Source organism: Plantibacter cousiniae (nom. nud.) (assembly GCF_977070315.1).
On the sequence record NZ_CDRVEU010000001.1, the window covers coordinates 124,347 to 149,405 of the forward strand.

At 59.7% G+C, this 25,059-nt stretch carries 28 protein-coding genes; 8 read left to right on the forward strand and 20 right to left on the reverse strand.

Annotated elements, in window-relative coordinates; genetic code table 11:
- The first annotated feature begins 75 nt into the window (after positions 1-75).
- Positions 76-594, forward strand: coding sequence for an acyloxyacyl hydrolase (locus tag ACW55A_RS00555; RefSeq protein WP_002552154.1), 519 nt, complete (start codon positions 76-78; stop codon positions 592-594).
- 438 nt (positions 595-1,032) lie between these two features.
- Here ACW55A_RS00555 and ACW55A_RS00560 read toward each other — a convergent pair whose 3' ends face one another.
- The 12 genes from ACW55A_RS00560 to ACW55A_RS00615 all read right to left on the reverse strand — a co-directional run bounded on the left by ACW55A_RS00560 (position 1,033) and on the right by ACW55A_RS00615 (position 10,977).
- Positions 1,033-1,392, reverse strand: coding sequence for a YkgJ family cysteine cluster protein (locus ACW55A_RS00560; RefSeq protein ID WP_044309893.1), 360 nt, complete (start codon positions 1,390-1,392; stop codon positions 1,033-1,035).
- Positions 1,347-1,856 (reverse strand): DUF2878 domain-containing protein, encoded by a 510-nt coding sequence (locus ACW55A_RS00565; RefSeq protein ID WP_003365611.1) that lies wholly within the window; start codon positions 1,854-1,856, stop codon positions 1,347-1,349. Before ACW55A_RS00565 ends, ACW55A_RS00560 begins: the two co-directional genes overlap by 46 nt.
- Positions 1,849-3,117 (reverse strand): class I SAM-dependent methyltransferase, encoded by a 1,269-nt coding sequence (locus ACW55A_RS00570; RefSeq protein WP_498810287.1) that lies wholly within the window; start codon positions 3,115-3,117, stop codon positions 1,849-1,851. The genes ACW55A_RS00565 and ACW55A_RS00570 overlap by 8 nt, the downstream gene beginning before the upstream one ends.
- Positions 3,104-3,904: a DUF1365 domain-containing protein gene (locus tag ACW55A_RS00575; RefSeq protein WP_455807906.1), complete on the reverse strand. Its 801-nt coding sequence runs from the start codon at positions 3,902-3,904 to the stop codon at positions 3,104-3,106. The genes ACW55A_RS00570 and ACW55A_RS00575 overlap by 14 nt, the downstream gene beginning before the upstream one ends.
- Positions 3,901-5,148 carry an NAD(P)/FAD-dependent oxidoreductase gene (locus ACW55A_RS00580; RefSeq protein WP_455807905.1) on the reverse strand — a complete coding sequence of 416 codons (1,248 nt, stop codon included), beginning with the start codon at positions 5,146-5,148 and terminating at the stop codon, positions 3,901-3,903. Before ACW55A_RS00580 ends, ACW55A_RS00575 begins: the two co-directional genes overlap by 4 nt.
- Positions 5,145-5,933, reverse strand: coding sequence for an SDR family NAD(P)-dependent oxidoreductase (locus ACW55A_RS00585; protein WP_003433712.1), 789 nt, complete (start codon positions 5,931-5,933; stop codon positions 5,145-5,147). Before ACW55A_RS00585 ends, ACW55A_RS00580 begins: the two co-directional genes overlap by 4 nt.
- Positions 5,930-6,352 (reverse strand): nuclear transport factor 2 family protein, encoded by a 423-nt coding sequence (locus ACW55A_RS00590; RefSeq protein ID WP_003433711.1) that lies wholly within the window; start codon positions 6,350-6,352, stop codon positions 5,930-5,932. Before ACW55A_RS00590 ends, ACW55A_RS00585 begins: the two co-directional genes overlap by 4 nt.
- On the reverse strand, positions 6,345-7,793 hold the full coding sequence (phrB, locus tag ACW55A_RS00595) for a deoxyribodipyrimidine photo-lyase (RefSeq protein WP_044309898.1): 1,449 nt from the start codon (positions 7,791-7,793) through the stop codon (positions 6,345-6,347). The genes ACW55A_RS00590 and phrB overlap by 8 nt, the downstream gene beginning before the upstream one ends.
- 9 nt (positions 7,794-7,802) lie before the next feature.
- Positions 7,803-8,705 carry a MerR family transcriptional regulator gene (locus ACW55A_RS00600; RefSeq protein ID WP_044309899.1) on the reverse strand — a complete coding sequence of 301 codons (903 nt, stop codon included), beginning with the start codon at positions 8,703-8,705 and terminating at the stop codon, positions 7,803-7,805.
- A 3-nt stretch (positions 8,706-8,708) separates the two neighbouring features.
- A complete protein-coding gene (locus ACW55A_RS00605) occupies positions 8,709-9,671 on the reverse strand; it encodes a YbgA family protein (RefSeq protein WP_498810290.1) in 963 nt (320 codons plus the stop codon).
- A 107-nt stretch (positions 9,672-9,778) separates the two neighbouring features.
- Positions 9,779-9,994 (reverse strand): TIGR02450 family Trp-rich protein, encoded by a 216-nt coding sequence (locus ACW55A_RS00610; protein WP_002552164.1) that lies wholly within the window; start codon positions 9,992-9,994, stop codon positions 9,779-9,781.
- Positions 9,991-10,977 (reverse strand): NAD(P)/FAD-dependent oxidoreductase, encoded by a 987-nt coding sequence (locus tag ACW55A_RS00615; protein ID WP_003365592.1) that lies wholly within the window; start codon positions 10,975-10,977, stop codon positions 9,991-9,993. The genes ACW55A_RS00610 and ACW55A_RS00615 overlap by 4 nt, the downstream gene beginning before the upstream one ends.
- A 288-nt stretch (positions 10,978-11,265) precedes the next feature.
- On the opposite strand from ACW55A_RS00615, the gene ACW55A_RS00620 reads away from it, so the two are divergent.
- Positions 11,266-12,168, forward strand: coding sequence for a TIGR01777 family oxidoreductase (locus ACW55A_RS00620; RefSeq protein WP_065349116.1), 903 nt, complete (start codon positions 11,266-11,268; stop codon positions 12,166-12,168).
- 27 nt (positions 12,169-12,195) lie between these two features.
- The gene (gene hemH, locus ACW55A_RS00625; protein ID WP_024661430.1) at positions 12,196-13,218 is read left to right on the forward strand and encodes a ferrochelatase; all 1,023 of its coding nucleotides are present in this window, start codon (positions 12,196-12,198) and stop codon (positions 13,216-13,218) included.
- 196 nt (positions 13,219-13,414) lie between these two features.
- Here hemH and ACW55A_RS00630 read toward each other — a convergent pair whose 3' ends face one another.
- Both ACW55A_RS00630 and upp read right to left on the reverse strand, forming a co-directional pair.
- Positions 13,415-14,692 carry a uracil-xanthine permease family protein gene (locus ACW55A_RS00630; protein WP_003365584.1) on the reverse strand — a complete coding sequence of 426 codons (1,278 nt, stop codon included), beginning with the start codon at positions 14,690-14,692 and terminating at the stop codon, positions 13,415-13,417.
- A 4-nt stretch (positions 14,693-14,696) separates the two neighbouring features.
- Positions 14,697-15,335 carry a uracil phosphoribosyltransferase gene (gene upp / locus ACW55A_RS00635; RefSeq protein WP_003365583.1) on the reverse strand — a complete coding sequence of 213 codons (639 nt, stop codon included), beginning with the start codon at positions 15,333-15,335 and terminating at the stop codon, positions 14,697-14,699.
- A 207-nt stretch (positions 15,336-15,542) separates the two neighbouring features.
- On the opposite strand from upp, the gene ACW55A_RS00640 reads away from it, so the two are divergent.
- The 3 genes from ACW55A_RS00640 (at position 15,543) to ACW55A_RS00650 (ending at position 17,024) form a co-directional block, all read left to right on the forward strand.
- On the forward strand, positions 15,543-16,100 hold the full coding sequence (locus ACW55A_RS00640; RefSeq protein WP_003433705.1) for a hypoxanthine-guanine phosphoribosyltransferase: 558 nt from the start codon (positions 15,543-15,545) through the stop codon (positions 16,098-16,100).
- Between the two features lie 66 nt (positions 16,101-16,166).
- Positions 16,167-16,670, forward strand: coding sequence for a hypothetical protein (locus tag ACW55A_RS00645; protein ID WP_003365577.1), 504 nt, complete (start codon positions 16,167-16,169; stop codon positions 16,668-16,670).
- A gap of 66 nt (positions 16,671-16,736) precedes the next feature.
- Positions 16,737-17,024 (forward strand): PA4642 family protein, encoded by a 288-nt coding sequence (locus ACW55A_RS00650; protein WP_455807903.1) that lies wholly within the window; start codon positions 16,737-16,739, stop codon positions 17,022-17,024.
- Positions 17,025-17,222: 198 nt separating this feature from the next.
- On the opposite strand, the gene ACW55A_RS00655 is transcribed toward ACW55A_RS00650, so the two are convergent.
- Together ACW55A_RS00655 and ACW55A_RS00660 are read right to left on the reverse strand one after the other, a co-directional pair.
- Positions 17,223-18,056 carry an amino acid ABC transporter permease gene (locus ACW55A_RS00655; protein WP_003365574.1) on the reverse strand — a complete coding sequence of 278 codons (834 nt, stop codon included), beginning with the start codon at positions 18,054-18,056 and terminating at the stop codon, positions 17,223-17,225.
- On the reverse strand, positions 18,053-18,874 hold the full coding sequence (locus ACW55A_RS00660; protein ID WP_003365572.1) for an ABC transporter substrate-binding protein: 822 nt from the start codon (positions 18,872-18,874) through the stop codon (positions 18,053-18,055). Before ACW55A_RS00660 ends, ACW55A_RS00655 begins: the two co-directional genes overlap by 4 nt.
- A gap of 110 nt (positions 18,875-18,984) precedes the next feature.
- On the opposite strand from ACW55A_RS00660, the gene ACW55A_RS00665 reads away from it, so the two are divergent.
- Positions 18,985-19,881, forward strand: coding sequence for a homocysteine S-methyltransferase family protein (locus ACW55A_RS00665; protein WP_044309903.1), 897 nt, complete (start codon positions 18,985-18,987; stop codon positions 19,879-19,881).
- A gap of 88 nt (positions 19,882-19,969) precedes the next feature.
- Here the strand turns inward: ACW55A_RS00665 and mqo are convergent, their stop codons facing one another.
- Both mqo and ACW55A_RS00675 read right to left on the reverse strand, forming a co-directional pair.
- The gene (mqo, locus tag ACW55A_RS00670; protein ID WP_455807902.1) at positions 19,970-21,478 is read right to left on the reverse strand and encodes a malate dehydrogenase (quinone); all 1,509 of its coding nucleotides are present in this window, start codon (positions 21,476-21,478) and stop codon (positions 19,970-19,972) included.
- Between the two features lie 721 nt (positions 21,479-22,199).
- A complete protein-coding gene (locus ACW55A_RS00675) occupies positions 22,200-22,433 on the reverse strand; it encodes a hypothetical protein (RefSeq protein ID WP_003365562.1) in 234 nt (77 codons plus the stop codon).
- Between the two features lie 228 nt (positions 22,434-22,661).
- On the opposite strand from ACW55A_RS00675, the gene ACW55A_RS00680 reads away from it, so the two are divergent.
- The gene (locus tag ACW55A_RS00680; protein WP_003365560.1) at positions 22,662-23,243 is read left to right on the forward strand and encodes a YajG family lipoprotein; all 582 of its coding nucleotides are present in this window, start codon (positions 22,662-22,664) and stop codon (positions 23,241-23,243) included.
- A gap of 75 nt (positions 23,244-23,318) precedes the next feature.
- On the opposite strand, the gene ACW55A_RS00685 is transcribed toward ACW55A_RS00680, so the two are convergent.
- The gene (locus ACW55A_RS00685; RefSeq protein ID WP_498810297.1) at positions 23,319-23,525 is read right to left on the reverse strand and encodes a hypothetical protein; all 207 of its coding nucleotides are present in this window, start codon (positions 23,523-23,525) and stop codon (positions 23,319-23,321) included.
- A 298-nt stretch (positions 23,526-23,823) separates the two neighbouring features.
- Positions 23,824-24,987 carry a 1-acyl-sn-glycerol-3-phosphate acyltransferase gene (locus ACW55A_RS00690; RefSeq protein WP_032609513.1) on the reverse strand — a complete coding sequence of 388 codons (1,164 nt, stop codon included), beginning with the start codon at positions 24,985-24,987 and terminating at the stop codon, positions 23,824-23,826.
- Positions 24,988-25,059 lie beyond the last annotated feature (72 nt).

Genomic DNA, 25,059 nt, shown 5'->3' on the forward strand with positions numbered 1-25,059 from the left:
CTCCGCGGCTTCTATAAAAGCGGCTGATGAATTCCAACACTTTTCGTACAATTTAATATATTTAGGACGTTTCTCATGAAGAGACTCTTTTGCCTGGCCGTGATTGCGGCCGCTTTGGCAGGGCAAGCTTCAATCGCGCAGGCTGATGGTGTTGAGTTTTCGGTCGGTCAGACCGGCGAGTCGACCATGACTTATCGTCTGGGCGTGCAGTTCGATTGGGATAAAACCTGGCTGCAAAGCGACATCGGCCGTTTGACAGGCTACTGGGATGGCGCTTACACCTATTGGGATGGCAAGGACTACAAGGATAACCACAGCCTGTCGTTCTCCCCTGTTCTGGTCTACGAATTCGGCAACGGCAACGTCAAGCCATACGTAGAAGCCGGTATCGGCGTCTCGGTGTTCTCCAACACCCAGGTTGAAGACCGCAAGTTCGGTTCTGCCTTCAACTTCGAAGACCGTATCGGTTTTGGTCTGCGCTTCGCGGGCGGGCATGAAGTCGGTATCCGTGCGACCCACTACTCCAACGCCGGCATCAAAGAGCCGAACGACGGTATAGAAAGCTACGCACTGCACTACAAGATGCCGTTCTGATTTGACTGGCATTCGTGCCAACGCTTCGCTGCAGCACAACGTAATGCCCTGCCCAAAGCCATTGCGCATAAAATGCTTTTTTATCGCGATGGTACTGACAACGCAGAGTGCGACGTTAGTGACGGCTGAGTTCTGACGCTGATCCGGGGGATGCGAGGCAGGACGCCGAGCAAGCCGCACCGGGCCAAGGATGGCCCGTTGCGGCGGCCCCCGGATCAGTGTCAGGACGAAGGAACCCGACGAAGTCGGGCCGGAAACAGGAGCGAAAGGCTTTGGTTACTTTGGCCTCATCAAAGTAACTCGCCGAGGGGCGAAAAGGTGACCTGAGTCGGGCACCAATTCACCTGATGTCGAAGAACCGCCGTGTGACGCGGAGCGTCACGAAATGCATTACCACGCGGAGCGTGGGAACGATAGTTATCAACCAGGCAACACTGATCAAAGATAAGCCGTCGCAATCCCTTTGCGTTCATTCAGGCAATCTTCCGCACCCGCTTCGAATTCACGACAGATCAACGGGCGTTTCTCGTAGATCGTACACATCATCGTGTTGCGATCCAGCGCAGCGCACCAGCCGTCATCCAGACGCAACATGACCTCGCCACCCCACTCATCGGTATCGATGTAACGCTCAGGCACGCCCGTATCGGTGATCAGCATCACTTCCAGTTGGCAGCAGCAGGCTGCGCAGGTCGAACACGTGACTGCGGGTTCTTCGCCGTGGATCTCTGCGAGCGGAATGAGTGTAGCGTTCAGAGCGGTTCTCCCGAGTGTCTGGCGGCGCGGGCTGCCAGCCATTGCAGCAGGGGAAATACACCCGCCCAGACCAGGCCCAGCACCAGCATGCCTGGCCACACTCCAAGGGGAAGATGGACCTGTGCCAGTTGCGAGCCGGCATAGTACGACATCGGGCCGCCAATAGCGCCCAGCACGACTGCGCGCCATAGTGGCTTCGCCGTCCAGGCCAGGCAATGATTGAGCGTGGTGCCCAGCACCGCCCACAACAGCGCCAGCCACAGCGGCAACAGATAGCCGCCCGTGCCAAAATCAAAAACGCCGAGTGTCATCAAGGCACTGTCCAGCACGATACCGATCAAGGTCACGGTCAGAATCAGCCGGCCTTCGGCTGCCCATGAGCTGATCCACATAAAATGCACCGCCAGGACGCCGATGGCGATCAGCAGCCAGAAGCTGTTGCCGCCCAGTACGCAGGCGAACCAGCCGATCTGAAACAACAGCGCATTGGCGATGGATTTAAGCATTGAAGCGCCCAAGCAAGGGGTCGCGCAGCGCTTCGGGCTTGGCGAGCAGCAGTTGCGCGGTGCCAATGGTCCGCTCCAGGAAGCCGCCTTCGCAGTAGCACAGGTAAAACTCCCACAGGCGCAGGAAATGCTCGTCGTAACCCAGTTCAGCGAGTTTGCCGTGAGCGTTTTTGAAGTTGTCGTGCCACAGGCGCAGGGTACGTGCGTAGTGCAAGCCGAAATCTTCCATGTGCAGCAGGTTCATGTCGGTATCGCTGCCGACGATGTCGAGCATCTTCGCCACCGAGGGCAGGGCGCCACCGGGGAAAATGTAACGCTGGATGAAGTCCACATTGCGTTTGGCCTGTGCGTAACGCTGCTCGCGGATGGTGATCGCCTGCAACAGCATCATGCCGTTGCTTTTCAGCAGGTTCGCGCATTGCTTGAAGTACGTGGGCAAAAAGCGATGGCCGACCGCTTCGATCATCTCGATGGACACCAGCTTGTCATACTCACCGGTCAGGTCACGGTAGTCGGTCAGCAGCAGCGTCACGCGATCCTGCAGGCCCAGTTCGATCAGCCGTCGCTCGGTGTAGGCGAACTGTTCTTTGGACAGGGTCGTGGTGGTCACCTGGCAGCCGTAGTGCTGCGCAGCGTAAATAGCCATGCTCCCCCAGCCGGTGCCGATTTCCAGCAGGTGATCGGTGGGTTTCAAGGCAAGTTTCTGGCAGATACGCTCAAGCTTGTTCAACTGCGCCTGTTCCAGCGTGTCGTCTTCGCTGAGGAACTGCGCGGCCGAATACATCATCGTCGGGTCGAGAAACTGCTCGAACAGCGTGTTGCCCAGGTCGTAGTGGGCAGCGATGTTTTTCTGCGAGCCTTCGCGCGTGTTGCGGTTGAGCCAGTGCAGCGCATGAATCAGCGGGCGGGTCAGGCGTGCCATTCCGCCCTCCATCGCATCCAGCACATCCAGATTGCTGACAAACACCCGGACCACCGCCGTCAGGTCTGGTGTCGTCCAGTAGCCATGAATGAAGGCCTCACCCGCACCGATGGAACCGTTGCTGGCGACCATGCCCCAGGCTGCCGAATCGAGAATGTGGATTTCAGCCTGAATCAGTGCGCCGTTCTTGCCGAACACATGGCGCTCACCCCGTTCGATTACTACCAACTGGCCGTTACGCAGTCCTGCGAGTTGCCTCAGCACGCCTCGACGCAAGAGGTTGGCTGTCAAACCATTGGTGCCCAGATTGGCAGAAAAACTACTGCTACTGCTTTTCATGGAGTGAGTCCTTGGATTGCGCGGCGGCAGCACGGTACTCGCCGTCAGCGGCCTGATGGGAAAAGATGGGTATGCGTTTGACCAGCAGGCGCATGGCCTGCCAATAAATGGCCAGACAGGTTTTCGCGGTCATCCATGGATAAGCGATCAGATAGCGGTGTAGCGTCTTGCGGTTCAGATTCTGGCGGGTCAGATTGAGCGTGGCGTCGAACATTTTCAGCTCGCCTTGCCAGTCAGCCATGTGTACACCGATCCGTTCGGCGGGCTGGCTGAAGCTCATGCGGTATTCGAGATCACGTGGCAGGAACGGGGAAACATGAAAGGCCTTGGCCACGGCAAAATGCTGATGGCCTTCACCGGTGGCGGGCAGCACGTAGCTGTAGCGCTCGCCCCACGGGGTGTTGGTGACTTCACACAAAATGCCGGCCAGTGTGCCGTCGGCCTCATGGCAGTAGAAAAAACTCACCGGGTTGAACGACAGGCCCCAACTGCGTGCCTGGGTCAGCAGGCAGACGCGACCCGACGGAATGCGGCCCAACGCTTTGCCGACCCGCTCGCGGACCGCCTCGATGAGCGTCAGCCCTTGCCCGGTCAGCTCTGGCAAATAGTCTCGCTCACGAAACGAGAACGGCGCAAAACGCCCCCGACCTGCCAGTGGGGAAAGCCCCAGCACGCTGTCCTGCTCATCCAGATCCATATAGAGCAGGCCTATCCGATAGGTGAACTCATGGGCGCGCGGTGCAAACCGCCGGTGGCTGATCCAGCCACTGTAGAGGGCGCTGTTCACAGCGTTTCACCAAAGGCTTGGGCGACACGCAGGCCGCTGACCACGCCGTCTTCGTGGAAGCCATTGGCCCAGTAGGCGCCGCAGTACCAAGTGTGATCGACACCGTTGATTTCCTCCCAGCGCGCCTGTGCAGCAATCGCCCCGAGGCTGTATTGCGGATGGGCATAGCGGTAGCGGCCAAGGATTTTGGCCGGGTCGATGGCGGCAGTCTGGTTTAGGCTGACGCAGAACGTCGTGTCGCTCTCGATCCCTTGCAGAATGTTCATGTCATAGGTAACGGCGGCCGACTGCTGTTCGCCGCCGCCCAGGCGGTAGTTCCAGCTCGCCCAGGCCAGTTTGCGCTTGGGCAGCAGTCGCGTGTCGGTGTGCAGCACCACATCGTTTTCGGCATAGCGCAGGGCGCCGAGAATCGACTGCTCGGCACTCGATGGCTGCGCTAGCAGGGCCAGGGCCTGATCGCTGTGGCAGGCAAACACCACCTTGTCGAAACGTTCGCTGCCCATGGCGCTGTGCAGCGTCACACCTTCGCTGTCACGCTCGACACGTGTGACCGGGCACGACAGACGAATGCGCTCGCGGAAAGAGGCTGTCAGCGGTTCCACATAACTTCTGGAGCCGCCCTGAATTACGCACCATTGCGGGCGGTGGGTGACCGAGAGCAGGCCGTGATTCTTGAAAAAACGCACGAAGAACTGCAACGGGAAGCCGAGCATGTCGGCCAGCGACATCGACCAGATCGCCGCGCCCATGGGCACGATGTAATGATCGATGAAGCGCTGGCCATAACCGCCGGTCTTCAGGTATTCGCCCAGCGTGGTGTCCGCCGCGATGCGCTGGCTTTCCAGATCATCGACCGATTGGCGATTGAAACGCAGGATATCGCGCAGCATGCCCCAGAACCGTGGCGACAGCAGATTGCTGCGCTGGGCGAACAGGCTGTTGAGGTTGTTGCCGTTATATTCCACGCCGGTGCGCGGATCATGCACCGAAAAGCTCATTTCGGCGGGCTTGAAGCCGACACCCAACTGGCTTAGCAGGCGAATGAAATTGGGGTAGGTCCAGTCGTTGAAGACAATGAAACCGGTGTCAATGGCGTAGGCGCGGCCCTCGACCTGTACGTCCACCGTGTGAGTGTGCCCGCCGATCCAGTCCGAAGACTCGAACACGGTCACCTCGTGCGCGCGGTTGAGCAGGTAGGCACTGGTCAGGCCAGCGATCCCGCTGCCAATGACTGCGATCTTCATTGCGCGTCCTTATTCGACGATTCGTTGCGCGCCATGCGTTTGCCGAGGGCCAGTCGGGCGCGTGCCGGGAGTAGGGCCAGCAAGCTCATGCTGAAGATGAACAACGCCGGAAAGGCGATATCCAAGGGGCGTTTGTTGCGCCCCAGTTTGCTGGCGATATGTTTGGCGGCCTTCTCGACCGGCCAGCGCATCGGCATGGGGAAATCGTTTTTCTGCGTCAGCGGCGTGTCGACGAATCCAGGGCTGACCACCGTCACGTCGATGTTTTCGCTGGCCAGATCCAGACGCAGGGCTTCTAGCAGATAACGCAGGCCGGCCTTCGACGCGCCGTAGGCTTCGGCGCGGGGCAGCGCCAGGTAGGTCACCGCACTGGCGACGCCGACCAGATGCGGTTGATGACCTTTGCGCAGCAGCGGCAACGCGTGCTCGATGCAGTAACTGCTGGCCAGCAGGTTGGTGCGCACCACGCGTTCGACCATGGCCGCTTCAAACTGCCGGGCATCGATGTATTCGCAGGTGCCCGCGTTGAAGATGGCGGTGTCCAGGGCTCCCCATTGCTGCGCGATATCGCCGGCAATCGCCTTGACTTGCTCGGGGTCGGTGATGTCACCGGTCACCAGCAGCACCTGCGTGGGATAAACGTTCGCGAGGTTTTGCAATGGCTCAAGCGTGCGGGCGGTCAGCGCGAGCCGATGACCGGCGTTGAGCAGTTCTTTGGCCAGCGCCAGGCCAATGCCGCTGCTTGCCCCGGTCAACCAGATGCGTCGTGCAACAGGAGTGCTCATCCCAACCTCTTCTTCAACCAATGGATGACCCGACCCATGATGGGCAGATGTTCGTAGAGCAATGCACCGGCATCGAAGTAGTCCCGGTGCCGATAAACCTTGTCGCGCCACTTCAGGTGCGAACAGCCTTCTACCTGAATTGTCCGGCCGGCGGCTAGACGCGGATGCGAATAACTCATGGTCCAGACCAGATAGCCCTCGCCGGGGCGCACCTCGTCGAAGGCGTGGAAGTCGAAGTGCAGGTCCTGGACGTTGGCGTACAGTTCGCCGAAATAGCGGCGCATGGCGGCAAGGCCGTGGATATCGTGCATCGGGTCGCTGAACGACACGTCTTCGCTGTACAGCTCGGCAACCTGGTCAAGGTTGTCCTTGTTCAGCGCGGCAAAACCTTCGGCGAAGCGATGCAGGAAATCAGCCATGTTCGACTCCTGCGGCCGGCTGTCGAGCCGGTAGGGCCTTGAACGCTGCCAAGGCGCGGGCGCGGCTTTTGCTCAGGTCGACGATGGGTTTCGGGTAGTCAGCCGCGCCAAACAGGTCACCGATTAACGACGGGTCATGAATCTGCTTTTTATTCAGATCCGCCAGTTCCGGCAGCCAGCGTTTGATGAACACGCCTTCGGGGTCGAAGCGTTCCGACTGCGACAACGGATTGAAAATACGGAAGTAGGGCGCCGAGTCGGTGCCGGTGGACGAGCTCCACTGCCAGCCACCATTGTTCGAGGCCAGGTCGCCATCGATCAGGTGGCGCATGAAAAAGCGCTCGCCCTCGCGCCAGTCGATCAGCAGGTTTTTGGTGAGAAACATCGCAACGACCATCCTTAGCCGATTGTGCATCCATCCGGTTTCCAGCAACTGGCGCATCGCTGCGTCAATGATCGGCAGCCCGGTGCGCGCTTCTTGCCAGGCGCGCAGCTCTTCGGGGGCATCGCGCCACTTCAACGCCTCGGTTTCCGGGCGAAAGGCGCGATGACGCGAGACGCGCGGGTAGCCGACCAGCGTGTGTTTATAGAACTCTCGCCATAATAGCTCGTTGATCCAGGTCACGGTGCCCACGTTGCCGGTCTCGAACTCGCCCTGATTGCTGGCCAGGGCCGCGTGCAGGCACTGGCGCGGCGAAATCACCCCGGCCGCCAGATAGGCCGACAGCTGGCTGGTGCCGGGCTTGGCCGGAAAATCTCGTTCGTCCTTGTAGTAGCTGATCTGCTCGTCGGCGAACGCGTCCATGCGCCTTCTGGCTTCCGCCTCACCGGCTGGCCACAGGTCACGCAACGCTTTCGCTGGCGTGGCAAAGCCCTTGACCTGATCGGGAATCGGATCGCTTTTTATCGACTGTGCCGGCTGCGCTTTCGGGGTGCGCACCGGGTGCGGCATGGCCTCGTGCAGTCGGGTGTAGCAGACCTTCTTGAACTGGGTGAATACCTGAAAATAGTTGCCGGTCTTGGTCAGGATGCTGCCGGGCTTGAATAACAGCTGATCGAGATAGCTGTTGAAGTGCACACCGGCTTTTTCCATCGCCTTCTGCACTGCCTGGTCGCGACGGGTCTCGTTGATGCCGTATTCCTGATTGAGGTGCAGGCCCTCGACCTTGAACTGTGTGCACAGCTTTGCCAGCACTTCAGGCGCCTGGTCCCAGGTGTCCGCCTCGCGGATCAGCAAGGGAACATTCAACTCGCCCAGCGCTTTCTCGAGCTCGACCAGGTTGCGCAGCCAGAAGTCGACCTTGCAGTCGGCATCGTCATGGCTGCGCCACTGCGCGGGACTGAGCAGGTAGACCGCCAGCGTCGGACCGCGCTCCATGGCGGCGGTCAGGGCAGTGTTGTCTTGAGCGCGCAGGTCGCTGCGCAGCCAGATCAGTTGCATGAGAAGTCCTTAGATAAGTCCGAGCTTGCCCAGCTCGATCTGAGCGCTGAGTACGTCATGGGCAAGGGTCAGTCCAGATATCTCGTTGGCCTGTACGAGCAACTCGGCATTATGGATCTGCACCGTTGGTCCGCCCAGCACGACAGGGCAGGTGATATTGGCCAGCAATCGTGGCAGCTGGGTCACGTTCAGCGACTTGCTGGAATACAGCAATATGCCGCGTGGCTTGAGGTATTCGGCTGCCAGCGCCAGCTCGCCGACCGGCAATGGCCAGTCGAACACCTCGACCGGGCAATCGGCGCTGCTCACCAGCCAGGCCGCGAGCCACAGATGCGGCTCCAGCGGCAGATCGGACTGATTGACCAGCAGCAACGGGCTGCCATTGAGCTGACGGTTGTTGTGATAGATGCGCGCGCCGAACTTGCTGCGCAGCCAGGAGTAGAAAAACGTGCGCTCCAGTTGTGCGCCGAACTTGCCTTGCCAGCGCCGTTCCAGTTCGGCCAGCAGCGGCAGCAGCAACTGTTCACACAGTGTGCGCGGCGGGTACAGCGACATCGCCTGATTGAACACGTCATCGACCCGGCGTTCGGCCAGCTCGCCGATCGCGACCAGCAAGGTCTGACGCAATGCGTCCCAGTCGTTGGTCGGCGGCAGAGCGTCCTGGCGATTGTCGTCGATCAGGCCCTTGACCTGACTGACCGACACGCCACGGTTGAGCCAGGTCAGAATCTTCATGACGCGCTGCACATGCTCGTCCGAATACAGCCGATGACCTTTGGCGGTGCGGTGCGGGACAATCAGTCCGTAACGCCGCTCCCAGGCGCGCAGGGTGACGGCGTTGACGCCTGTCTGTCGTGCGACCTCGCGGATCGGCAGCCAGTCGCCCGGCACGTCTGTGTCTGTTTCATTCATGAGTCAAATCGCATTGCGCAGGCTGAGGTTTTCCGGGTGGGGCTGCATGTACACCTGCAGTGCCACATATGGGTCCGGATGTTGGCGAAAATGATGCTTGAGCAGCGTCAGCGGCACGATCAGTGGCACGATGCCCTGGTGATACTGGGCGATGACCTGCTGGATTTCCTGCTTGTCCTCGCTGGTAATGGTTTGTTTCAAATAACCGCACAGGTGTTGCAGGACGTTGGTGTGCGTACTGCGCGTGGCGCACTTTTTCAAGGCCGCCATCAGCTGGCTGAAGTACAGCGGCGCGATTTCGTTCGGGTCGGTGCGGCCCATGCTGCCGAGCATCTTGCCCAGCGCCTTGTACTGCACCGGATCATTGGCCATCAGCTGGTATTTATAGCGCGAGTGGAATTCGGTCAGGGCGCGCCGGGTGATGCCTTCTTTCAACAGCTGTTTCCAGGCGGCATAGGCAAACACGCGGGTGACGAAATTTTCGCGCAGCACCGCATCGTTGAGCCGGCCGTCTTCCTCAACGGGCAGATCGGGATGACGTTCGCAAAAGGCCTGCGCATAGATCCCGCGACCGCCGCCATCGACCGGAGCGCCGTTTTCGCGGTAGACCTTGACGCGCTCCAGACCGCAGGACGGGGATTTGTGCATGAAGATGTAACCGCATATATCGCCCAGCTCATCGGCCATCTGTATGCCGTAATCCGCCAATGCCTCGGTAACGTCCAGGTCACGATTGACCGTGCCGAGCGCCTTTGGATTTTCTGCGTCGCCTACCAGCCTGATCGGCTCGCGGGGGATGCCCATGCCGATAGCGACTTCGGGGCACGCCTGGACGAAATCGAAATACTTGCTCAGCGCCTGCGTACACAGATGAGATTCCTTGTGTCCGCCATTGAAGCGAACCTCGGCACCCATCAGGCAGGCACTGATGCCGAGTTTGGGTTTTTCGATTACGGACGTCGCCATCAGTCACCTCTACAGAAGACTTGTACAGATAGTTCGTGCTGTACAACTTGTCTTCATCATAGGGGTGTAACTGTACAAGTCAAATTCTTTGTAGAGGGCGGTAAAAGCTACTTCCAGCCCATTCGCCAGGTATCCGCCTGTTGCAACACCTGCCACGGCAGCCGCTCGCTGCGCTGGGTCAGCACAGCCTGCAGTTCGATTTCCAGCACAGTGCCTTCTTCGTCCTTGAACAGCTCGGTGACCAGGAAGTGCTTTTCCCGGTTGAGCGGGGTGGCGGCTGTCCATTTCGACAGCAGCAGCTTGCGCGGGTTGATCTGATTCATTGCACATGCTCCAGCAGTCGGCGCGCTGCTTCCTGGCCACTCAGCCATGCGCCTTCCACGCGCCCGGACAGGCACCAGTCGCCACAGACATAAATGCCCAGATCGGCGTCCGACAAGGCACCCCATTCGTGAGAGCCGGCAGGCCGTGCGTACAGCCAGCGGTGGGCGAGGCTGAACACTGGCGGGGGCATGGTGCAATCGATCAATTCCGCGAATGCACCGTGCAACTGTTCGGTGACCTGTTCTCTGGAAGCGTCGAGATTCTGCCTGCTCCACTGGCTGGTGGCGTGCAGCACCCAGGTATCGAGCGTGGCGTCGCGACCAGGTTTGCTGCGGTCGCGGGCCAGCCAGTCCAGCGGGCTGTCCTGCACGAAGCAACCCTGCATGGGCGTCTGCAACGGGGTTTCGAAGGCCAGCGCCACGGCCCAGGTCGGGTCCATCTTCACGCCTGCCACGACGCTGGCCAGTTTCGGCGCAGCAGCCAGCAGGGCAGTGGCCTGAGGGGCCGGGGTGGCGATGATCACATGGCTGAAAGGGCCGTGGCTTTCGCCTTCGGCATCCAGCAGGTTCCAGTGTTGTTCGCCACGGAACACTTCAGTGATGCGACACGAGAACGACACCGGCAGATCGCCGCGCATCGCCCGGGTAATGGCGCTCATGCCAGGCGTGCCGACCCAGCGCACCTGCTCGTCCGGAGAGGGGCTGAGCCTGCCGCCATGAAAGTTATAGAGCGAGGGTGTCCACTCGGCGACGTGACCCTGGGTTTGCCACTGCTTGACTGCGGTGGCAAAGCGTCGGTCACGGGCGGTGAAATACTGTGCCCCCATGTCCAGCGAACCTGCGTCGCTGCGCTTGCTGGACATACGACCGCCGCTGCCGCGGCTCTTGTCGAAAAGGTGCACTTGATGCCCGGCGGATGTCAGCGCCTGGGCTGCGGAGAGTCCGGCGATACCGGTACCGATGATTGCGATAGGGACAGTCATAGGGGCCTCGTTACCTTGTCTGTACAGACTACGCCGTAGTTAAAACCTGTACAATCTTCTTGTTTGGTATAACTTGCAGTGGTTTTAGAATTTAGCGGTTGAGTCACATTGCCACTGGCAAGGTCGAACGGTTCAGCGACTCGGGCAAAGGCCTCGAGGCTGCGTTTCATTCTGCTGTGGCCTATGGTTCAGCTGACAGTTTCGTTTTCCGGACCAGCGTCACGGACAGCGTCACTGGTAAAAATAAGACTACCCAATTGTCACCTACGCCACGCGAGGTTATCTGCCATGCACATATTGCTGACCGGTGGTACTGGTTTGATAGGACGAGCGCTCTGCCGTTTCTGGTCTGCTCAAGGCCATGAATTGACGGTATGGAGCCGAAAACCCGCCGACGTCGTCGAGCTGTGCGGCCCTTCGGTGCGTGGCATTGCCAGCCTTGATGAGCTGGGTACGCAGCCGGTGGATGCAATTATCAACCTGGCGGGCGCGCCCATTGCGGATCGTCCGTGGACCCGCAAGCGCCGCCTGTTGCTGTGGGACAGTCGCGTCGGCCTGACCGAGCAACTGCTGAAATGGCTGGGCACTCGCGAGCAAAAACCCGCGCTGATGATTTCCGGCTCTGCAGTCGGCTGGTATGGCGACAGTGGCGAGCGCGAAATCGACGAAACCTCGCTGCCTGCCAAGGAAGACTTTGCCAGCCAGCTGTGCAACGCCTGGGAAGAAACCGCACAACGCGCCGAGGCGCTGGGCGTGCGCGTGGTGCTGATACGCACAGGCCTGGTGCTGTCCGATCGTGCCGGTTTTCTGCAGCGTCTGTTACCTCCTTTCAAATTCGGCATGGGCGGGCCGATCGGCAATGGCAGGCAGTGGATGCCGTGGGTTCACATCCAGGATCAAATCGCCGCGATTGATTTTCTGTTGAATCTGAATGAAGCAAAGGGTCCTTATAATGTCTGTGCGCCGTCACCGGTGCGCAATCGTCAGTTTGCCAAGGCCCTGGCCGGCATTCTGCACCGGCCTGCATTCATGCCCATGCCGGCGCTGGCCCTGAAAGTATTGCTGGGCGAGCTTTCGGTATTGCTGCTCGGTGGTCAGCGTGCACGGCCGGAGCGTTTGCAGGAAGCTGGTTTTACATTCAAGTACACCGAACTCGACACCGCCTTGCAGGATTTGCTGGGTCGCCACTGAACGCTGTTGAAATGAATAGGATGTTGCATGACCGATCACGCTTTGTTGCTGGTCAATCTGGGTTCGCCTGCCTCTACTCAAGTGGCAGACGTGCGCAGCTATCTGAACCAGTTCCTGATGGATCCTTATGTGATCGACCTGCCATGGCCAGTGCGCAGGCTGCTGGTCTCGCTGATTCTGATCAAGCGGCCCGAGCAGTCCGCACACGCCTATGCGTCCATCTGGTGGGATGAAGGTTCGCCCCTGGTGGTGCTGAGCAAGCGTCTGCAGCAGGCGATGAAAAAGGAGTGGTCGCACGGGCCGGTCGAACTGGCCATGCGTTATGGCGAGCCGTCCATCGAAACCGTGCTGACGCGGCTGGCAGAGCAGGGCTTCAAGAAAGTCACCCTGGCGCCGCTGTACCCGCAGTTCGCCGACAGCACGGTGACCACGGTCATTGAAGAAGCCAAACGCGTGGTGCGCGCCAAATCGTTGAAGATGCAGTTCTCGGTTCTGCAGCCGTTCTACGATCAGCCCGAGTACCTGAGTGCACTGGTGGAAAGCGTGCGGCCGCATCTGGAGCAACCTTATGACCATTTGCTGCTGAGCTTCCACGGTCTGCCCGAGCGGCACCTGCACAAGCTCGACCCGACCGGCAAGCATTGCCTGAAGGACGACTGCTGCATGACCGCACCCGCCGAAGTGCTCGCCACCTGCTATCGCGCGCAGTGCATACAATCGGCGGCGGCGTTCGCCAAGCGTATGGGCATTCCTGACGGTAAGTGGTCGGTGTCGTTCCAGTCACGTCTGGGGCGCGCCAAGTGGATCGAACCCTACACCGAAGCGCATCTGGATGAACTGGCGGCGAAAGGTGTCAGGAAGCTGCTGGTCATGTGCCCGGCGTTCGTCGCTGATTGCATCGAGACACTGGAAGAGATCGGTGACCGCGGTGCCGAGCAGTTCAAGGAAGCGGGGGGAGAGGAACTGATCCTGATCCCTTGCCTGAACGACGACCCCAACTGGGCGAAAGAGCTGAACAGGCTGTGCGAGCGTGCGCCGTTGATGTTGTGATGCGCTGAACCGCGGAGCATGGGCACGATAGTGTTCTTCCAGACGCTTATCGTTCCTCACGCTCCAGTGTGGGAATGCCCTGGGTGACGCTCCGCGTCACAAATCTGCGCCGCACCCCATGTTCAGGACAGGACGCAGAGCGTCCAGAACTGCATGCCAACGCGGAGCATTGGCACGATAGTCAAGAAGTGAAGCGTCAAGGCAACTGATCATCCAGTTGCTTGTTCTTCCAGCTGTCATTGCCCGGCAGGATCAGGTTCAGGGCGATGGCGGTCACGGCGCACAGGGCAATGCCTTTCAGGCCGAAATCGTTCGGTCCGTTGCCGGTGCCGATCAATACGCCGCCGATCCCGAACACCAGCGTGACCGAGACAATCACCAGATTGCGCGCTTCGGCCAGGTCGATCTTGTGGCGGATCAGGGTGTTCATGCCCACTGCGGCAATCGAACCGAACAGCAGGCACAGAATGCCGCCCATTACCGGAACTGGAATGCTCTGCAGCAGCGCCCCGAATTTGCCGATGAACGCCAGGATGATGGCAAAGAACGACGCCCAGATCATGATCTGCGGGTTGTAGTTCTTGGTCAGCATCACCGCGCCAGTCACTTCGGCGTAGGTGGTATTGGGCGGGCCGCCGAACAGGCCGGCAGCGGTGGTGGCGATGCCGTCGCCGAACAACGTGCGGTGCAGGCCCGGCTTTTTCAGGTAGTCGCGTCCGGTCACGCTGCCGACTGCAATCACCCCGCCGATGTGTTCGATGGCCGGTGCCAGGGCGACCGGGACAATGAACAGAATCGCCTGCCAGTTGAATTCCGGTGCGGTGAAGTGCGGCAAGGCCAGCCAGGCGGCGTCAGCGATCTTTTTGGTATCGACCACACCAAAGTAGAACGACAGCGCGAAGCCCACCAGCACGCCGGAGATGATCGGCACCAGACGGAAAATGCCTTTGCCGAACACCGCCACAATCAGTGTGGTCAGCAAGGCCGGCATCGAAATCAGCATGGCGGTCTGATAAGGAATCAACTGCACGCCATCGCCGGACTTGCCCATCGCCATGTTGGCTGCAATCGGCGCCATCGCCAGACCGATCGAGATGATGACCGGCCCGATCACCACAGGAGGCAGCAGGCGGTCGATGAAACCGGTGCCCTTGATCTTCACGGCCAGACCGAGAAAGGTGTACACAAAGCCTGCCGCCATGACACCGCCCATGGTCGCGGCCAGACCGAACTGGCCCTTGGCGAGGATGATCGGGGTGATGAAGGCAAAGCTCGAGGCCAGAAAGACCGGCACCTGACGCCCGGTGACGATCTGGAACAACAGCGTGCCCAGGCCTGCGGTGAACAGTGCCACGTTCGGATCGAGCCCGGTGATCAGCGGCATCAGGACCAGCGCGCCAAAGGCCACGAACAGCATTTGCGCGCCGGATAGAATCGTGCGCCACAGTGGATCGTTGAACTCCTGCTGCGTCATCGGGTTACGCGTCCTTCTGCTTGGTGCCGAAAATCTTGTCACCGGCATCGCCCAGGCCCGGAATGATGTAGCCGTGTTCGTTAAGACGCTCGTCGATGGAGGCGGTGTAGATCATCACATCCGGGTGCGCTTGCTCTACGGCAGCGATACCTTCGGGCGCCGCGACCAGAACCATGGCGCGGATTTCCTTGCAGCCAGCCTTCTTCAGCAGGTCAATGGTGGCGACCATCGAGCTGCCGGTGGCCAGCATGGGGTCGATGATCATCGCCAGGCGCTCGTCGATTTCCGGGACCAGTTTTTCCAGGTAAGTGTGTGCCTGCAGGGTTTCTTCGTTGCGGGCCACGCCGACCGCGCTGACCTTGGCACCCGGGATCAGGCTGAGCACGCCGTCCAGCATGCCGATACCGGCGCGCAGAATCGGCACGACGGTGATTTTCTTGCCCGCGATCTTCTCGACTGACACCGTACCGGCCCAGCCTTGAATGTCGTAATTTTCCAGGGTCAGGTCGGCCGTGGCTTCGTAGGTCAGCAGCGCGCCGACTTCCTGAGCCAGCTCACGGAAGTTCTTGGTACTGATGTCGGCGCGGCGCATAAGGCCGAGCTTGTGGCGGATCAGCGGGTGACGGATCTCACGAATGGGCATGGGGAAAGGCTCCAGCGGGGCAAAAATCGGTCTAGGTTAATCTATTCAGCTGTTACTGTCTTAAAGCACGTGCAGTATCGTTACGAAGCTTCGACGTTCGCGGCTTTTGCAAGACACACGCAACGTTAGTCCAGAATCACTTGCTCTGGCTTGAACGGATGCGTACCTTTGCCCGCTTTTCTCAAACTGCCTTACCTGGAGAGCGTCATGTCCGCTGATCTCGAGCATATCCGTCAAGTCATGCGCGAAGCTGACTGCCTGTACACCGAGGCCGAAGTGGATGCGGCCATTGCCCGCGTCGGCGCGCAGATCAATGCCGAGCTGGCCGAGCGCAATCCTGTCGTGTTCTGCGTCATGAATGGCGGCCTGATTTTCTCCGGCAAGCTGCTCACCCACCTGAACTTCCCGCTGGAAGCGTCCTACCTGCACGCAACGCGTTATCGCAACGAAACCACCGGTGGTGATCTGTTCTGGAAAGCCAAGCCGGAAGTCTCGTTCATGGACCGTGACGTGCTGATCATCGACGACATCCTCGATGAAGGTCACACCCTGGGTGCCATCATCGACTTCTGTCGACACGCCGGTGCCCGCGCCGTGCACACCGCCGTGCTGATCGACAAGGACCACGACCGCAAGGCCCGTCCGGACCTGAAAGCCGACTACGTCGGCCTGCCGTGCATCGACCGCTACATCTTCGGTTTCGGTATGGACTACAAAGGCTACTGGCGTAACGCTGCCGGTATCTATGCGGTCAAAGGGATGTAAGGCATTCTGACGGCCGCTTCTGCGAACAGGGGCGGTCGTCGATTCGCAATTATATGGAAACCCTCAATGAAGCTACTGATTCCCGGCGCCGTGGCGTTGGTGCTGTTGTCTGGTCTGGCAGTTGCCGCACCTGCTGCGCCGGTTTCGGCCAGCCCCATGCACGATCAATACCTGCCGCCTGACGACCTGAGCCTGCGCGAAGGTGTGCCCGAGCAGCAACAGTTGATGCGTGTCACCGAATACACCATCGTTGCCGGTAACCAGCGGCAGTCGAGTCAGCAGCCGATTCCGGTCACCTCGCCCTTGTCGCTGCGCCTCAAGGGCAAGTCGCTGAACAAGGGCGCGTCCATCTCCCAGGTGCTCGTGCACTTCGATGGCGGTGATAGCAAAAGCCTTAAAAAGCCGACCTATGATGAGCCGTCGCGCACGTTGACGCTTTATTACCCGCTGTCCCAATACCGTGTGCTGGTGGACTTGCTGCGCAACGAGAAGGTCTATTGCCAGTTTCTCAGTTATGCCAACGGGCACATCTGGGCTGATCTGCACACCACCTCTGCACGTGCGCGTTGAGCGCGGCGCTCGCCGGAGGGTAAACTGCCCGACCGTGAAAGTGTCTGCGACCTGCTGGAGCCTGTAATGCGTAAAGATAAGAAGCAGTTGATTGGCGATGAGATCGGCGATGAGCAGATTAAACTGTTCCTCGATTTCGAGCCGTATGATGCTACCTCGCCGTCGCTGCACAAGCTGATCAAGGCCTACCGTGGGCTGCGCATCAACGATTTCGAACGCTTTCTGGTGTTCTTCAAGGACGCGGGCCATGACTTCGACGGCAAGGACGAGCACGGCAACGACTTCATCGCCCTGATCAAGGATCAGCGTAACGCTGATGAGTACATCGAACTGATCGAAAAAGCCCGCGGTTGACTATCCTGCCAAGGCTCCGCATTGCCAGGGCTGGACGCAGGGCGTCCGGAACTGCATTCCCACGCGGAGCGTGAGGAACGAGAGGCGCACCAGAGAACACCTATCGTGCCAATGCTCCGCGTTGGCATGCATTTCGTGACGCTCTGCGTCACACGGCTACGCTGCACCGCACGCAAAGCGTACGGACGAAAGCTGCAGTCATTTGCGCGCCTGATACGCCTTGCCGTAATGCCGCTCCAATCGTGACTGCAACAACTCTAGCCCGATCGACATGATCCAGTACAGCACCGCTGCGGTGGTCAGCATTTCGATGTATCGATAGCTGGAGCGGCCGTAAGACTGTGCCAGAAACATCACTTCCCAGACGCCCATCACTGAAATCAGTGAGGAGTCCTTGAGCATGGAGATGAACTGGTTGGTGGTCGGCGGAATGATCGTGCGCATGGCCTGGGGCAGGGTAACGCGCCAGAAGATCTGCGCCGGGCGCAAGGCCAGGGCCAGCGCGGCTTCACGCTGTCCGGCAGAGACGCCGATGATGCCCGCACGGAAAATCTCGCTCAGGTAAGCTCCGTAGTTGAGCGACAGCGCGATCACCCCCGCCGTGATGGCTCCGGGCACGATGCCGAGTTGTGGCAGGCCGAGATAGATCAGCAGGATCTGGATCAACAGCGGCGTGCCGCGAAAGAACGAGGCGTAAAAGCTGGCGATGCCGAACGCCACCGCGCTGCTGGAAAGCCGCGCGAGTGCCGTGACAAAGCCGAGCGCCACCGAGACCACGATCGAGCACACTGACACGAACAATGTCAGCGCCGCGCCCTGCAGAAAGCCGTTGGGGGCCAGATGCAGCCCGATCAGATTCGGCAGTTTGTCGAGGATGATCGACAGCTTCAGATCGAAGCTCAGGAAGAAACCGGCGAACAGCACAAACATGGCCAGCCAGGTCAGGTAAAGCCGTGTGCGGAAGCCGAAAACTCGCTTGAGCAGGCTCTGCTCGGCCTGCTCGGGTGGGCGCTGGGGCTGAAAGGAAGTCATTTGCTGATGTCAGCACCGATCCACTTTTGCGACAGCTTGCTCAGGGTGCCGTCGCTCTTGAGTTCGGCGAAGACTTGGCGAACCTTGGCGTCCCATTCCGGATCGTCTTTTTCGATGGCCACCGAGTTGGGTTCTTCATACAGCGGCTCGCCCGCCAGTTTGAAGCGCTTGTCCTGATCCAGGCGCGGTTTTGCGGTCACCAGATTGGTGAGTATGGCGTCCAGCCGCTTGCCAGCACCCAGCCCGAGGTCTTGAAAGGCCACGTTGTCGTTGTCGTACGGGGCGATCTGTACGTCTTCGAACGGGTACTGCAGTGGCTTGTCTTCGGCGCCATCAATGACCAGATTCTTGTTCAGATAGCTTTCATAGCTGGAGGCGCTGGTCAGACCGACCTTCTTGCCGCTCAGGTCCTTGGCCGAATGAATACGATCATCCGAGGCGTTGACTACGATCACCGCAGGCGAGGCGTAATACTCGACCGGGAAGTTGAACACTTCGGCGCGGGCCTTGCTCGGTGTCATCGAGCAGACGCAGATGTCATAACGGCCACTCCAGTGGCCTGCGGCGATCACGTCCCAGGACGGCGTTTCAAGGCGCAACTTGACGCCCAGTTTCTGCGCCACGGCCTTGGCGACGTCGACATCGAAGCCGTCCAGTTCATTCTTGTCATTCAGGAAAGAGAAGGGCGGGTAACTTTCCATGAGGACGTTGACCAGCTCTTTGTTTTTCTGCACGCGATCCAGCGTGGCGCCGGCCATAGCGTGTGTGGAGGCCGCCAGAGTGACCAGGCCGATGCCCAGCAGAGCGCGATAATTCACAGATTTCCCCTGAAAAAGTGTTTGTAGTTTGATGAAAGGGCCGTATTAAATACGTTATACAAGACTGACTCATAATGAGTTTTTTTCATATACATATAAGCAGATCACATATGACTCAAGGCACAACTGTAATTCTCGATGGCGGCATGGGCCGTGAACTGCAGCGTCGCGGAGCCCCGTTTCGCCAGCCGGAGTGGTCGGCTCTGGCATTGAGTGAAGCACCCGAAGCGGTGAGTGCGGTACACGCCGCTTATATCGAAAGTGGTGCTCAGGTCATCACCAGCAACAGCTACGCCGTCGTGCCGTTTCATATTGGCGAAGAACGTTTTGCGCGCGAAGGTCAGGCATTGGCAGCGCTGGCCGGGCAACTGGCGCGTGAGTCGGCCGATGCCTCTGGCGGACGCGCCCGTGTGGCGGGCTCCATTCCGCCGCTGTTCGGCTCCTATCGCCCTGACCTGTATCAGCCGGAGCAGGCTGCCGATGTGCTGAAACCACTGGTTGCCGGGCTGTCGCCGTATGTCGACCTGTGGCTGGCCGAAACCCAGAGCTGCATTCTCGAAGCGCAGACCATCCGCGCCGGGCTGCCCAATGACGGAAAACCGTTTTGGCTGTCGTTTACCCTGCAGGATGAGGACACTGACGAAACTCCGCGTCTGCGCTCAGGCGAGCCGGTCGCCGATGCCGCCAGGGCCGCCGCAGCAATGGGGGTCGCCACGCTGCTGTTCAACTGCAGCCAGCCAGAGGTGATCGGCGGCGCAATCGACGCGGCGCGTGAGGTGTTCAAGTCGTTGAACGTCGACATAGCCATTGGTGCGTATGCCAACGCCTTCCCGCCGCAACCCAAGGACGCCACGGCCAACGACGGTCTGGATGAGCTGCGTGAAGACCTTGACCCGCAGGGCTATCAGCAGTGGGCGGCAGACTGGGTCAAGCGCGGCGCCACGCACATTGGCGGCTGCTGCGGAATTGGCCCGGAGCACATTGCCGTACTGTCCGGAAGCCTCTGACCGGCACCTGCAATAAACCCAATAAAAAGCCCCGTGGCTGGTAAAGGCTCACGGGGCTTTTTGTTACAGCACAGCAGCAGCGGTAGGGTCAGGCGAAGCTGTGTTCCTGGCTGCTTTTCTCGACCAGCTCCAGCGCCTCGTCGTTCTGCGCGCTGATGCGCTCGTAGAGCGGCGCATCGGTTTCGAGGATCTTTTCCCTGGCCGGGAAAATCTCTTCGAGCTTGGTCGCCCATTCCGTGCGGGTTTTCTCCGGGAAGCAGCGTTCGAGCAGCTCAAGCATGATCGACACGGTCACCGATGCACCCGGTGACGCACCGAGCAGGGCGGCCAATGAGCCGTCTTTTGCGGAGACCAGCTCGGTGCCGAATTGCAGCACGCCGCCTTTTTTCGCGTCTTTCTTGATGATCTGCACGCGCTGACCGGCGATTTCGAGACGCCAGTCTTCGGCTTTCGCTTCCGGATAGAAGCGGCGCAGCGATTCCAGGCGTTGCTCCATTGATTGCATCACTTCGCTGACCAGGTATTTGGTCAGGTCCATGTTGTCGCGCGCCACCGCCAGCATCGGTTTGATGTTGGCCACGCGTACCGAGAGCGGCAGGTCGAGGAACGAGCCGTGTTTCAGGAACTTGGTGGTGAAGCCGGCATACGGTCCGAACAGCAGGGATTTCTTGCCATCGACCACGCGGGTGTCCAGGTGCGGCACTGACATTGGCGGCGAACCCACGGCGGCCTGGCTGTAGACCTTGGCCTGGTGATGCTTGACCACTTCCGGGTTGTCGCAACGCAGCCACTGACCGCTGACCGGGAAGCCGCCAAAGCCCTTGCTTTCTTCGATGCCCGACAACTGCAACAGCGGCAACGCTGCGCCACCGGCACCGAGGAACACGAATTTGGCATCTATCTCACGCGTGCCGCCGCCATTCACGTCCTTGACGCTGACGGTCCAGCCAGCGCCGTTGCGGGTCAGGTCGGTCACCCGGCTGCGGTACTTGATCTGTGTGCCTGGAGCACTGGTCAGATGGCCGAGCAGTTGATTGGTCAGCGCGCCAAAGTTGACGTCGGTGCCGTTCATCATGCGTGTTGCGGCAATTTTTTCGTCCGCAGGCCGCCCTGGCATCATCAATGGCATCCATTCGGCCAGCTTTGCCTTGTCTTCGGTATATTCCATCGAAGAGAAGGCGTGATGCTTTCTCATGGCTTCAAAACGGGTCTTGAGGAACGAGATGCCTTTTTCGCCCTGCACGAAGCTCAGGTGCGGGACTGGGTTGATGAACGATCTGGCTGAACCAAAGGTGCCCTTGCGTGCCAGATAGGCCCAGAACTGTTTCGAGACTTCGAACTGGGTGTTGATGTGCACCGCTTTCTTGATGTCGATGGAGCCATCAGCCGCAGGCGGCGTGTAGTTCAGCTCGCACAGACCTGCGTGGCCGGTGCCGGCGTTGTTCCACGGGTTGGAACTCTCTGCAGCACCGGAATCCATCAGCTCAACGACTTCCAGCGTGATGCCGGGGTCGAGCTCTTTAAGCAATACCGCCAGAGTGGCACTCATGATGCCCGCTCCGACCAGTACTACATCGACTGCTTCTTTATGCGCCATTAACGCGTCTCCAAAATCTGCAGCACCAAATTGACGGCATACGATCCTGAGGCTGGTTGCCAGGTGTTCGTGGGCTGGATCAAATGTCTACCCTCGTGCGCCTTGCCAGGATCGCCTGACCGATTCTTCGCAATTTTTCGCATCCAAAGCGCAGGTCCCGGTCAGGTCCGGTCATGGTTCATCATTGCTTCATGAACGCATTTCCAGGCCTGCGAGGCCATTCGACCATCGTCAGGGAGCCCCTTGTGCAATTGGCTCCTGCCGATGGCGTCAGGCTCCGGTCATGGAGGCGCAGTCGCGGTCAGTCCTGTTCAAGAGAGTCGGTTCAGACGCTGATGGTGCATTTACAAACGCGTACCTATTCATTTGCTCGCCACACTCTTGTGAAGTAGTGAAACCCGTTTTTCACGTCCTTTTGGGAACGCGAACCAAACCTCGAAATGGCTGCGATGACAGCGCTGGCAGGTCAGGAGCATAAAGAGTGAGGCGCTGACGGGCGGGAAAGGTTCGATTCGATTCGAGCTTTCTTCACCTTTCATCGAGCACACTAGTGCGCAAATGACCTGTGTGGGCGGCTCTCTGTGGGCATTACGAAGGCGCTAATACGGCGATTAGCAGTGCTGCGAGGCCCGATCAGGAGACGTCCTTATAATCGGGGGGAGATTATAGCGATGAAATGGCAGGAATTGATCGCTTTAAATGACTTTTATTCGCTCTCCGGTCAGGCGGTGAGCAACTGGCCGCGCGTTGAGCGTTCGCTACGCTGTGTCACGCGTGCGCTGGCGGGCAGTGGTCGATTCAGCCAGCTAATCCGTTGCTCGGTCACTTCAACCCATTCCACGCCGGTCGGACGTTGCGCGCAGTGTTTGAATGCACGGCAGATGCCTGCCTGATCGATACGCGCGTAGTGGCGATGCTGGGGGCGTGCAGTGAACAGAGACCGGAACAGATTCATGGCGCAGCTCCTGTGACGTGAATGAGCGTCTGTGCGATGGAGGCGAGTCTGCCGCGTGGATGTGACGCCATGATTACACCGTGCCGGATGAATCTCGCCCTGCGTTGCTGCGTGAACCCCGATGCGTGTCGAATGTCCGAGGTTTAACGGTCAGTGGCCTCTGGTTAGCGGCTGTTACAGGCCGCTATACTGCGGCACATTCAGTGTCTGGCCCATGGAGAAATGAGCATGCTGCGTCGCATTTTGTTCGGTTTGCTTGCTGTAAGCAGTTTGACCCTGGTGGGTTGCGCCCACAGCCCACAACAACTCAGCCCCACGCCCAAGCTCAACGCGCAGCTGGCGCCGGTAGGGCGCGGGCAGCCTGTGGTGGTGCGTGTCGTCGACGGCCGTCCTGGCCCGACACTGGGCACGCGCGGCGGCATGTACCCGGAAACCAGTTCGATCAGCGTCAACGGTGCCGATATCGTTCCCAAGCTCCAGGCCCAGGCTGAAGCCGCCGTGCGCCTGTTGGGCTTTACGCCGACCCAGGGCGGCAGCGCTCCGCAGTTGACCGTGACCCTCGCTGACTTGAAGTACCAGTCGCCCAAGGAAGGTCTGTATGTGACTGAAGCCACCATCAGCTCGACGTTCCGCGCTGACGTGCGCAATAACGGTCGCACCTACAGTGGTCGTTACGCCGCATCGCTGGATCAGCGTTTCGGTATGGCGCCGAATCAGGAAACCAACACCAAGCTGGTGAGCGACGTGCTGAGCGACGCACTGACCCGTGTGTTCCAGGACCCGACCATCGGTTCGACCCTGTCGCAGTAAGCCTCTAACCATCGCGATAAAAAAAGCCCGGCCCCTGTTGAGGGGGCCGGGCTTTTTGCTGTCCCGGGTTTGGTATCAGGCTGCCTGCTGGTAAAAGTCCAGAAAACTCAACCCCGTGTCCTGATCCAGATCCGGCAGATCATGATGAACATGCCCGCCCAGTGCGCAGTAGACCAACCAGTGGCGGTCCTGAACATTGAAGGCAAGGCCGCCGATCAACTCCTGCTGCTCATCGCTTGGGGCAATGAGATAAAGGCGATCCTGATTTTTTGCATGCAGCATGACAAGCTCCAAAGAGAGGGAAGTCCGTTTCTCGAGGAGCCACACAATGCAGGCGAAGTATGACGCTGGGGTGACAGCGGCAGAGAATTGTCATGCAGAATATTTCGGGGGCGCATGACCACGCGGAGCATGGGCATGACACGTGCTCTCCAGCACACCTATCGCTCCTCACGCTCCAGCATGGAAATGCCTTGGGTGACGCTCTGCGTCACGGCGCGCTGAAGCGCTCAAGACCGGACGCAGAGCATCCAGAACGGCGTACCCACGCGGAGCATGGGCGCGATAGACGTTCCGATTCTTAAAGCGCCAGCCCTGCCTTGACGCGGTACTGGTTGCGCACCGGTGTCGCGTATTGCTGAATCATGTAAGGGCGGTGCTCGATCGGCGTGCCAGCCAGGCGACTTTCCCACTCCTCCCTGGCGCGTTCGAGTTCATCGGCCGGGAACAGGGCGTCAGCCTTCGGCACTTCCAGCGCCGGATCGGCATCGCTCCACTGCGCGTAAGCCAGGTAATGCACCGGGAACAGCCGATAGCCGCCGAGAATCTGCCGGTCCATCTCGATGGCCAGTTGCTTGGTGTCCTCGAAATACTCGGTGATCGGCGGTGCGAAGTTCACGTGCACGCGGCCTTTATAGCCGGTGATGCCGAGGGCAATGCTCACGTCGTCTTCGCCCGGCGTCTTGGTGTAGACGCCGGTTGTCGCACGAATGTACAGCTCGCGGGCCTTGGCGCTGTCGCACGGATCATATTCGTAGCTGATCGACACCGGGATCAGGTTCAGCGAACGGATCACGTCGCCAAACGGCTCATCCTTGCGGCTCATGTGGAACATCTTGAGGATCGCCGACTCGGTACGGTCGTCACCGTCCTTGGCGCGGCCCTCGGCCTGAGCGATCCAGATCGACTGGCAGTCCTTGGTGATCGAGTGATTGATGTACGCCGACAGCAGTTGATAAGCCGCCATTTTCTCGCGTCGCCCGATGATCGAGCGATGCACGATGAAGCTCTTGTTCAGGCGCATCAGGTCGCTGACGAATGGCTTTTGCAGCAGGTTGTCGCCAATCGCGATGCGCGGAGTGGGCAGGCCTGCGTGGTACACGGCGTAGTTGACGAACGCCGGGTCCATGACGATATCGCGATGATTGGCCAGAAACAGGTAGGCGCAACCGGACTTCAGCTGTTCGACGCCGGTGTAGGTGACCCCGTCCGTGGCGCGTTCGATCGTGTGGTCGACGTAATATTCGACCTTGTCCTGCAGCGTGGCGACCGAGTCGATACCGGCAAACTCGCGGCGCAGCTTGCGCGCCAGGGTAGGCTGCAGCAGCCAGCCGAATGCGCCCGCGAGGCGGGGAAAGCGGAATCGGGTCAGAATGGCGAGAAAGGCTTTGTCGCTCAGCAGACGTGCCAAGACGGCGGGGACTTCTGCATCGTTGTAAGGTCGGATGGCATCAAATTCGCCCATCATGCTCTCTTGTTTGAATCGAATAGGGTAAAAAGAAGACGGATTTGTTAAAACTGCCTTCTGAAGAATGGG

Excerpts from the sequence above, each read along its gene's own strand:
- ACW55A_RS00555 (WP_002552154.1), top strand. The coding sequence starts at position 76 with ATGAAGAGACTCTTTTGCCTGGCCGTGATTGCGGCCGCTTTGGCAGGG.
- ACW55A_RS00560 (WP_044309893.1), bottom strand. The coding sequence starts at position 1,392 with ATGGCTGGCAGCCCGCGCCGCCAGACACTCGGGAGAACCGCTCTGAAC.
- ACW55A_RS00565 (WP_003365611.1), bottom strand. The coding sequence starts at position 1,856 with ATGCTTAAATCCATCGCCAATGCGCTGTTGTTTCAGATCGGCTGGTTC.
- ACW55A_RS00570 (WP_498810287.1), bottom strand. The coding sequence starts at position 3,117 with ATGAAAAGCAGTAGCAGTAGTTTTTCTGCCAATCTGGGCACCAATGGT.
- ACW55A_RS00580 (WP_455807905.1), bottom strand. The coding sequence starts at position 5,148 with ATGAAGATCGCAGTCATTGGCAGCGGGATCGCTGGCCTGACCAGTGCC.
- ACW55A_RS00585 (WP_003433712.1), bottom strand. The coding sequence starts at position 5,933 with ATGAGCACTCCTGTTGCACGACGCATCTGGTTGACCGGGGCAAGCAGC.
- ACW55A_RS00590 (WP_003433711.1), bottom strand. The coding sequence starts at position 6,352 with ATGGCTGATTTCCTGCATCGCTTCGCCGAAGGTTTTGCCGCGCTGAAC.
- phrB (WP_044309898.1), bottom strand. The coding sequence starts at position 7,793 with ATGCAACTGATCTGGCTGCGCAGCGACCTGCGCGCTCAAGACAACACT.
- ACW55A_RS00600 (WP_044309899.1), bottom strand. The coding sequence starts at position 8,705 with ATGAATGAAACAGACACAGACGTGCCGGGCGACTGGCTGCCGATCCGC.
- ACW55A_RS00605 (WP_498810290.1), bottom strand. The coding sequence starts at position 9,671 with ATGGCGACGTCCGTAATCGAAAAACCCAAACTCGGCATCAGTGCCTGC.
- ACW55A_RS00610 (WP_002552164.1), bottom strand. The coding sequence starts at position 9,994 with ATGAATCAGATCAACCCGCGCAAGCTGCTGCTGTCGAAATGGACAGCC.
- ACW55A_RS00615 (WP_003365592.1), bottom strand. The coding sequence starts at position 10,977 with ATGACTGTCCCTATCGCAATCATCGGTACCGGTATCGCCGGACTCTCC.
- ACW55A_RS00620 (WP_065349116.1), top strand. The coding sequence starts at position 11,266 with ATGCACATATTGCTGACCGGTGGTACTGGTTTGATAGGACGAGCGCTC.
- hemH (WP_024661430.1), top strand. The coding sequence starts at position 12,196 with ATGACCGATCACGCTTTGTTGCTGGTCAATCTGGGTTCGCCTGCCTCT.
- ACW55A_RS00630 (WP_003365584.1), bottom strand. The coding sequence starts at position 14,692 with ATGACGCAGCAGGAGTTCAACGATCCACTGTGGCGCACGATTCTATCC.
- upp (WP_003365583.1), bottom strand. The coding sequence starts at position 15,335 with ATGCCCATTCGTGAGATCCGTCACCCGCTGATCCGCCACAAGCTCGGC.
- ACW55A_RS00640 (WP_003433705.1), top strand. The coding sequence starts at position 15,543 with ATGTCCGCTGATCTCGAGCATATCCGTCAAGTCATGCGCGAAGCTGAC.
- ACW55A_RS00645 (WP_003365577.1), top strand. The coding sequence starts at position 16,167 with ATGAAGCTACTGATTCCCGGCGCCGTGGCGTTGGTGCTGTTGTCTGGT.
- ACW55A_RS00650 (WP_455807903.1), top strand. The coding sequence starts at position 16,737 with ATGCGTAAAGATAAGAAGCAGTTGATTGGCGATGAGATCGGCGATGAG.
- ACW55A_RS00655 (WP_003365574.1), bottom strand. The coding sequence starts at position 18,056 with ATGACTTCCTTTCAGCCCCAGCGCCCACCCGAGCAGGCCGAGCAGAGC.
- ACW55A_RS00665 (WP_044309903.1), top strand. The coding sequence starts at position 18,985 with ATGACTCAAGGCACAACTGTAATTCTCGATGGCGGCATGGGCCGTGAA.
- mqo (WP_455807902.1), bottom strand. The coding sequence starts at position 21,478 with ATGGCGCATAAAGAAGCAGTCGATGTAGTACTGGTCGGAGCGGGCATC.
- ACW55A_RS00675 (WP_003365562.1), bottom strand. The coding sequence starts at position 22,433 with ATGAATCTGTTCCGGTCTCTGTTCACTGCACGCCCCCAGCATCGCCAC.
- ACW55A_RS00680 (WP_003365560.1), top strand. The coding sequence starts at position 22,662 with ATGCTGCGTCGCATTTTGTTCGGTTTGCTTGCTGTAAGCAGTTTGACC.
- ACW55A_RS00685 (WP_498810297.1), bottom strand. The coding sequence starts at position 23,525 with ATGCTGCATGCAAAAAATCAGGATCGCCTTTATCTCATTGCCCCAAGC.
- ACW55A_RS00690 (WP_032609513.1), bottom strand. The coding sequence starts at position 24,987 with ATGGGCGAATTTGATGCCATCCGACCTTACAACGATGCAGAAGTCCCC.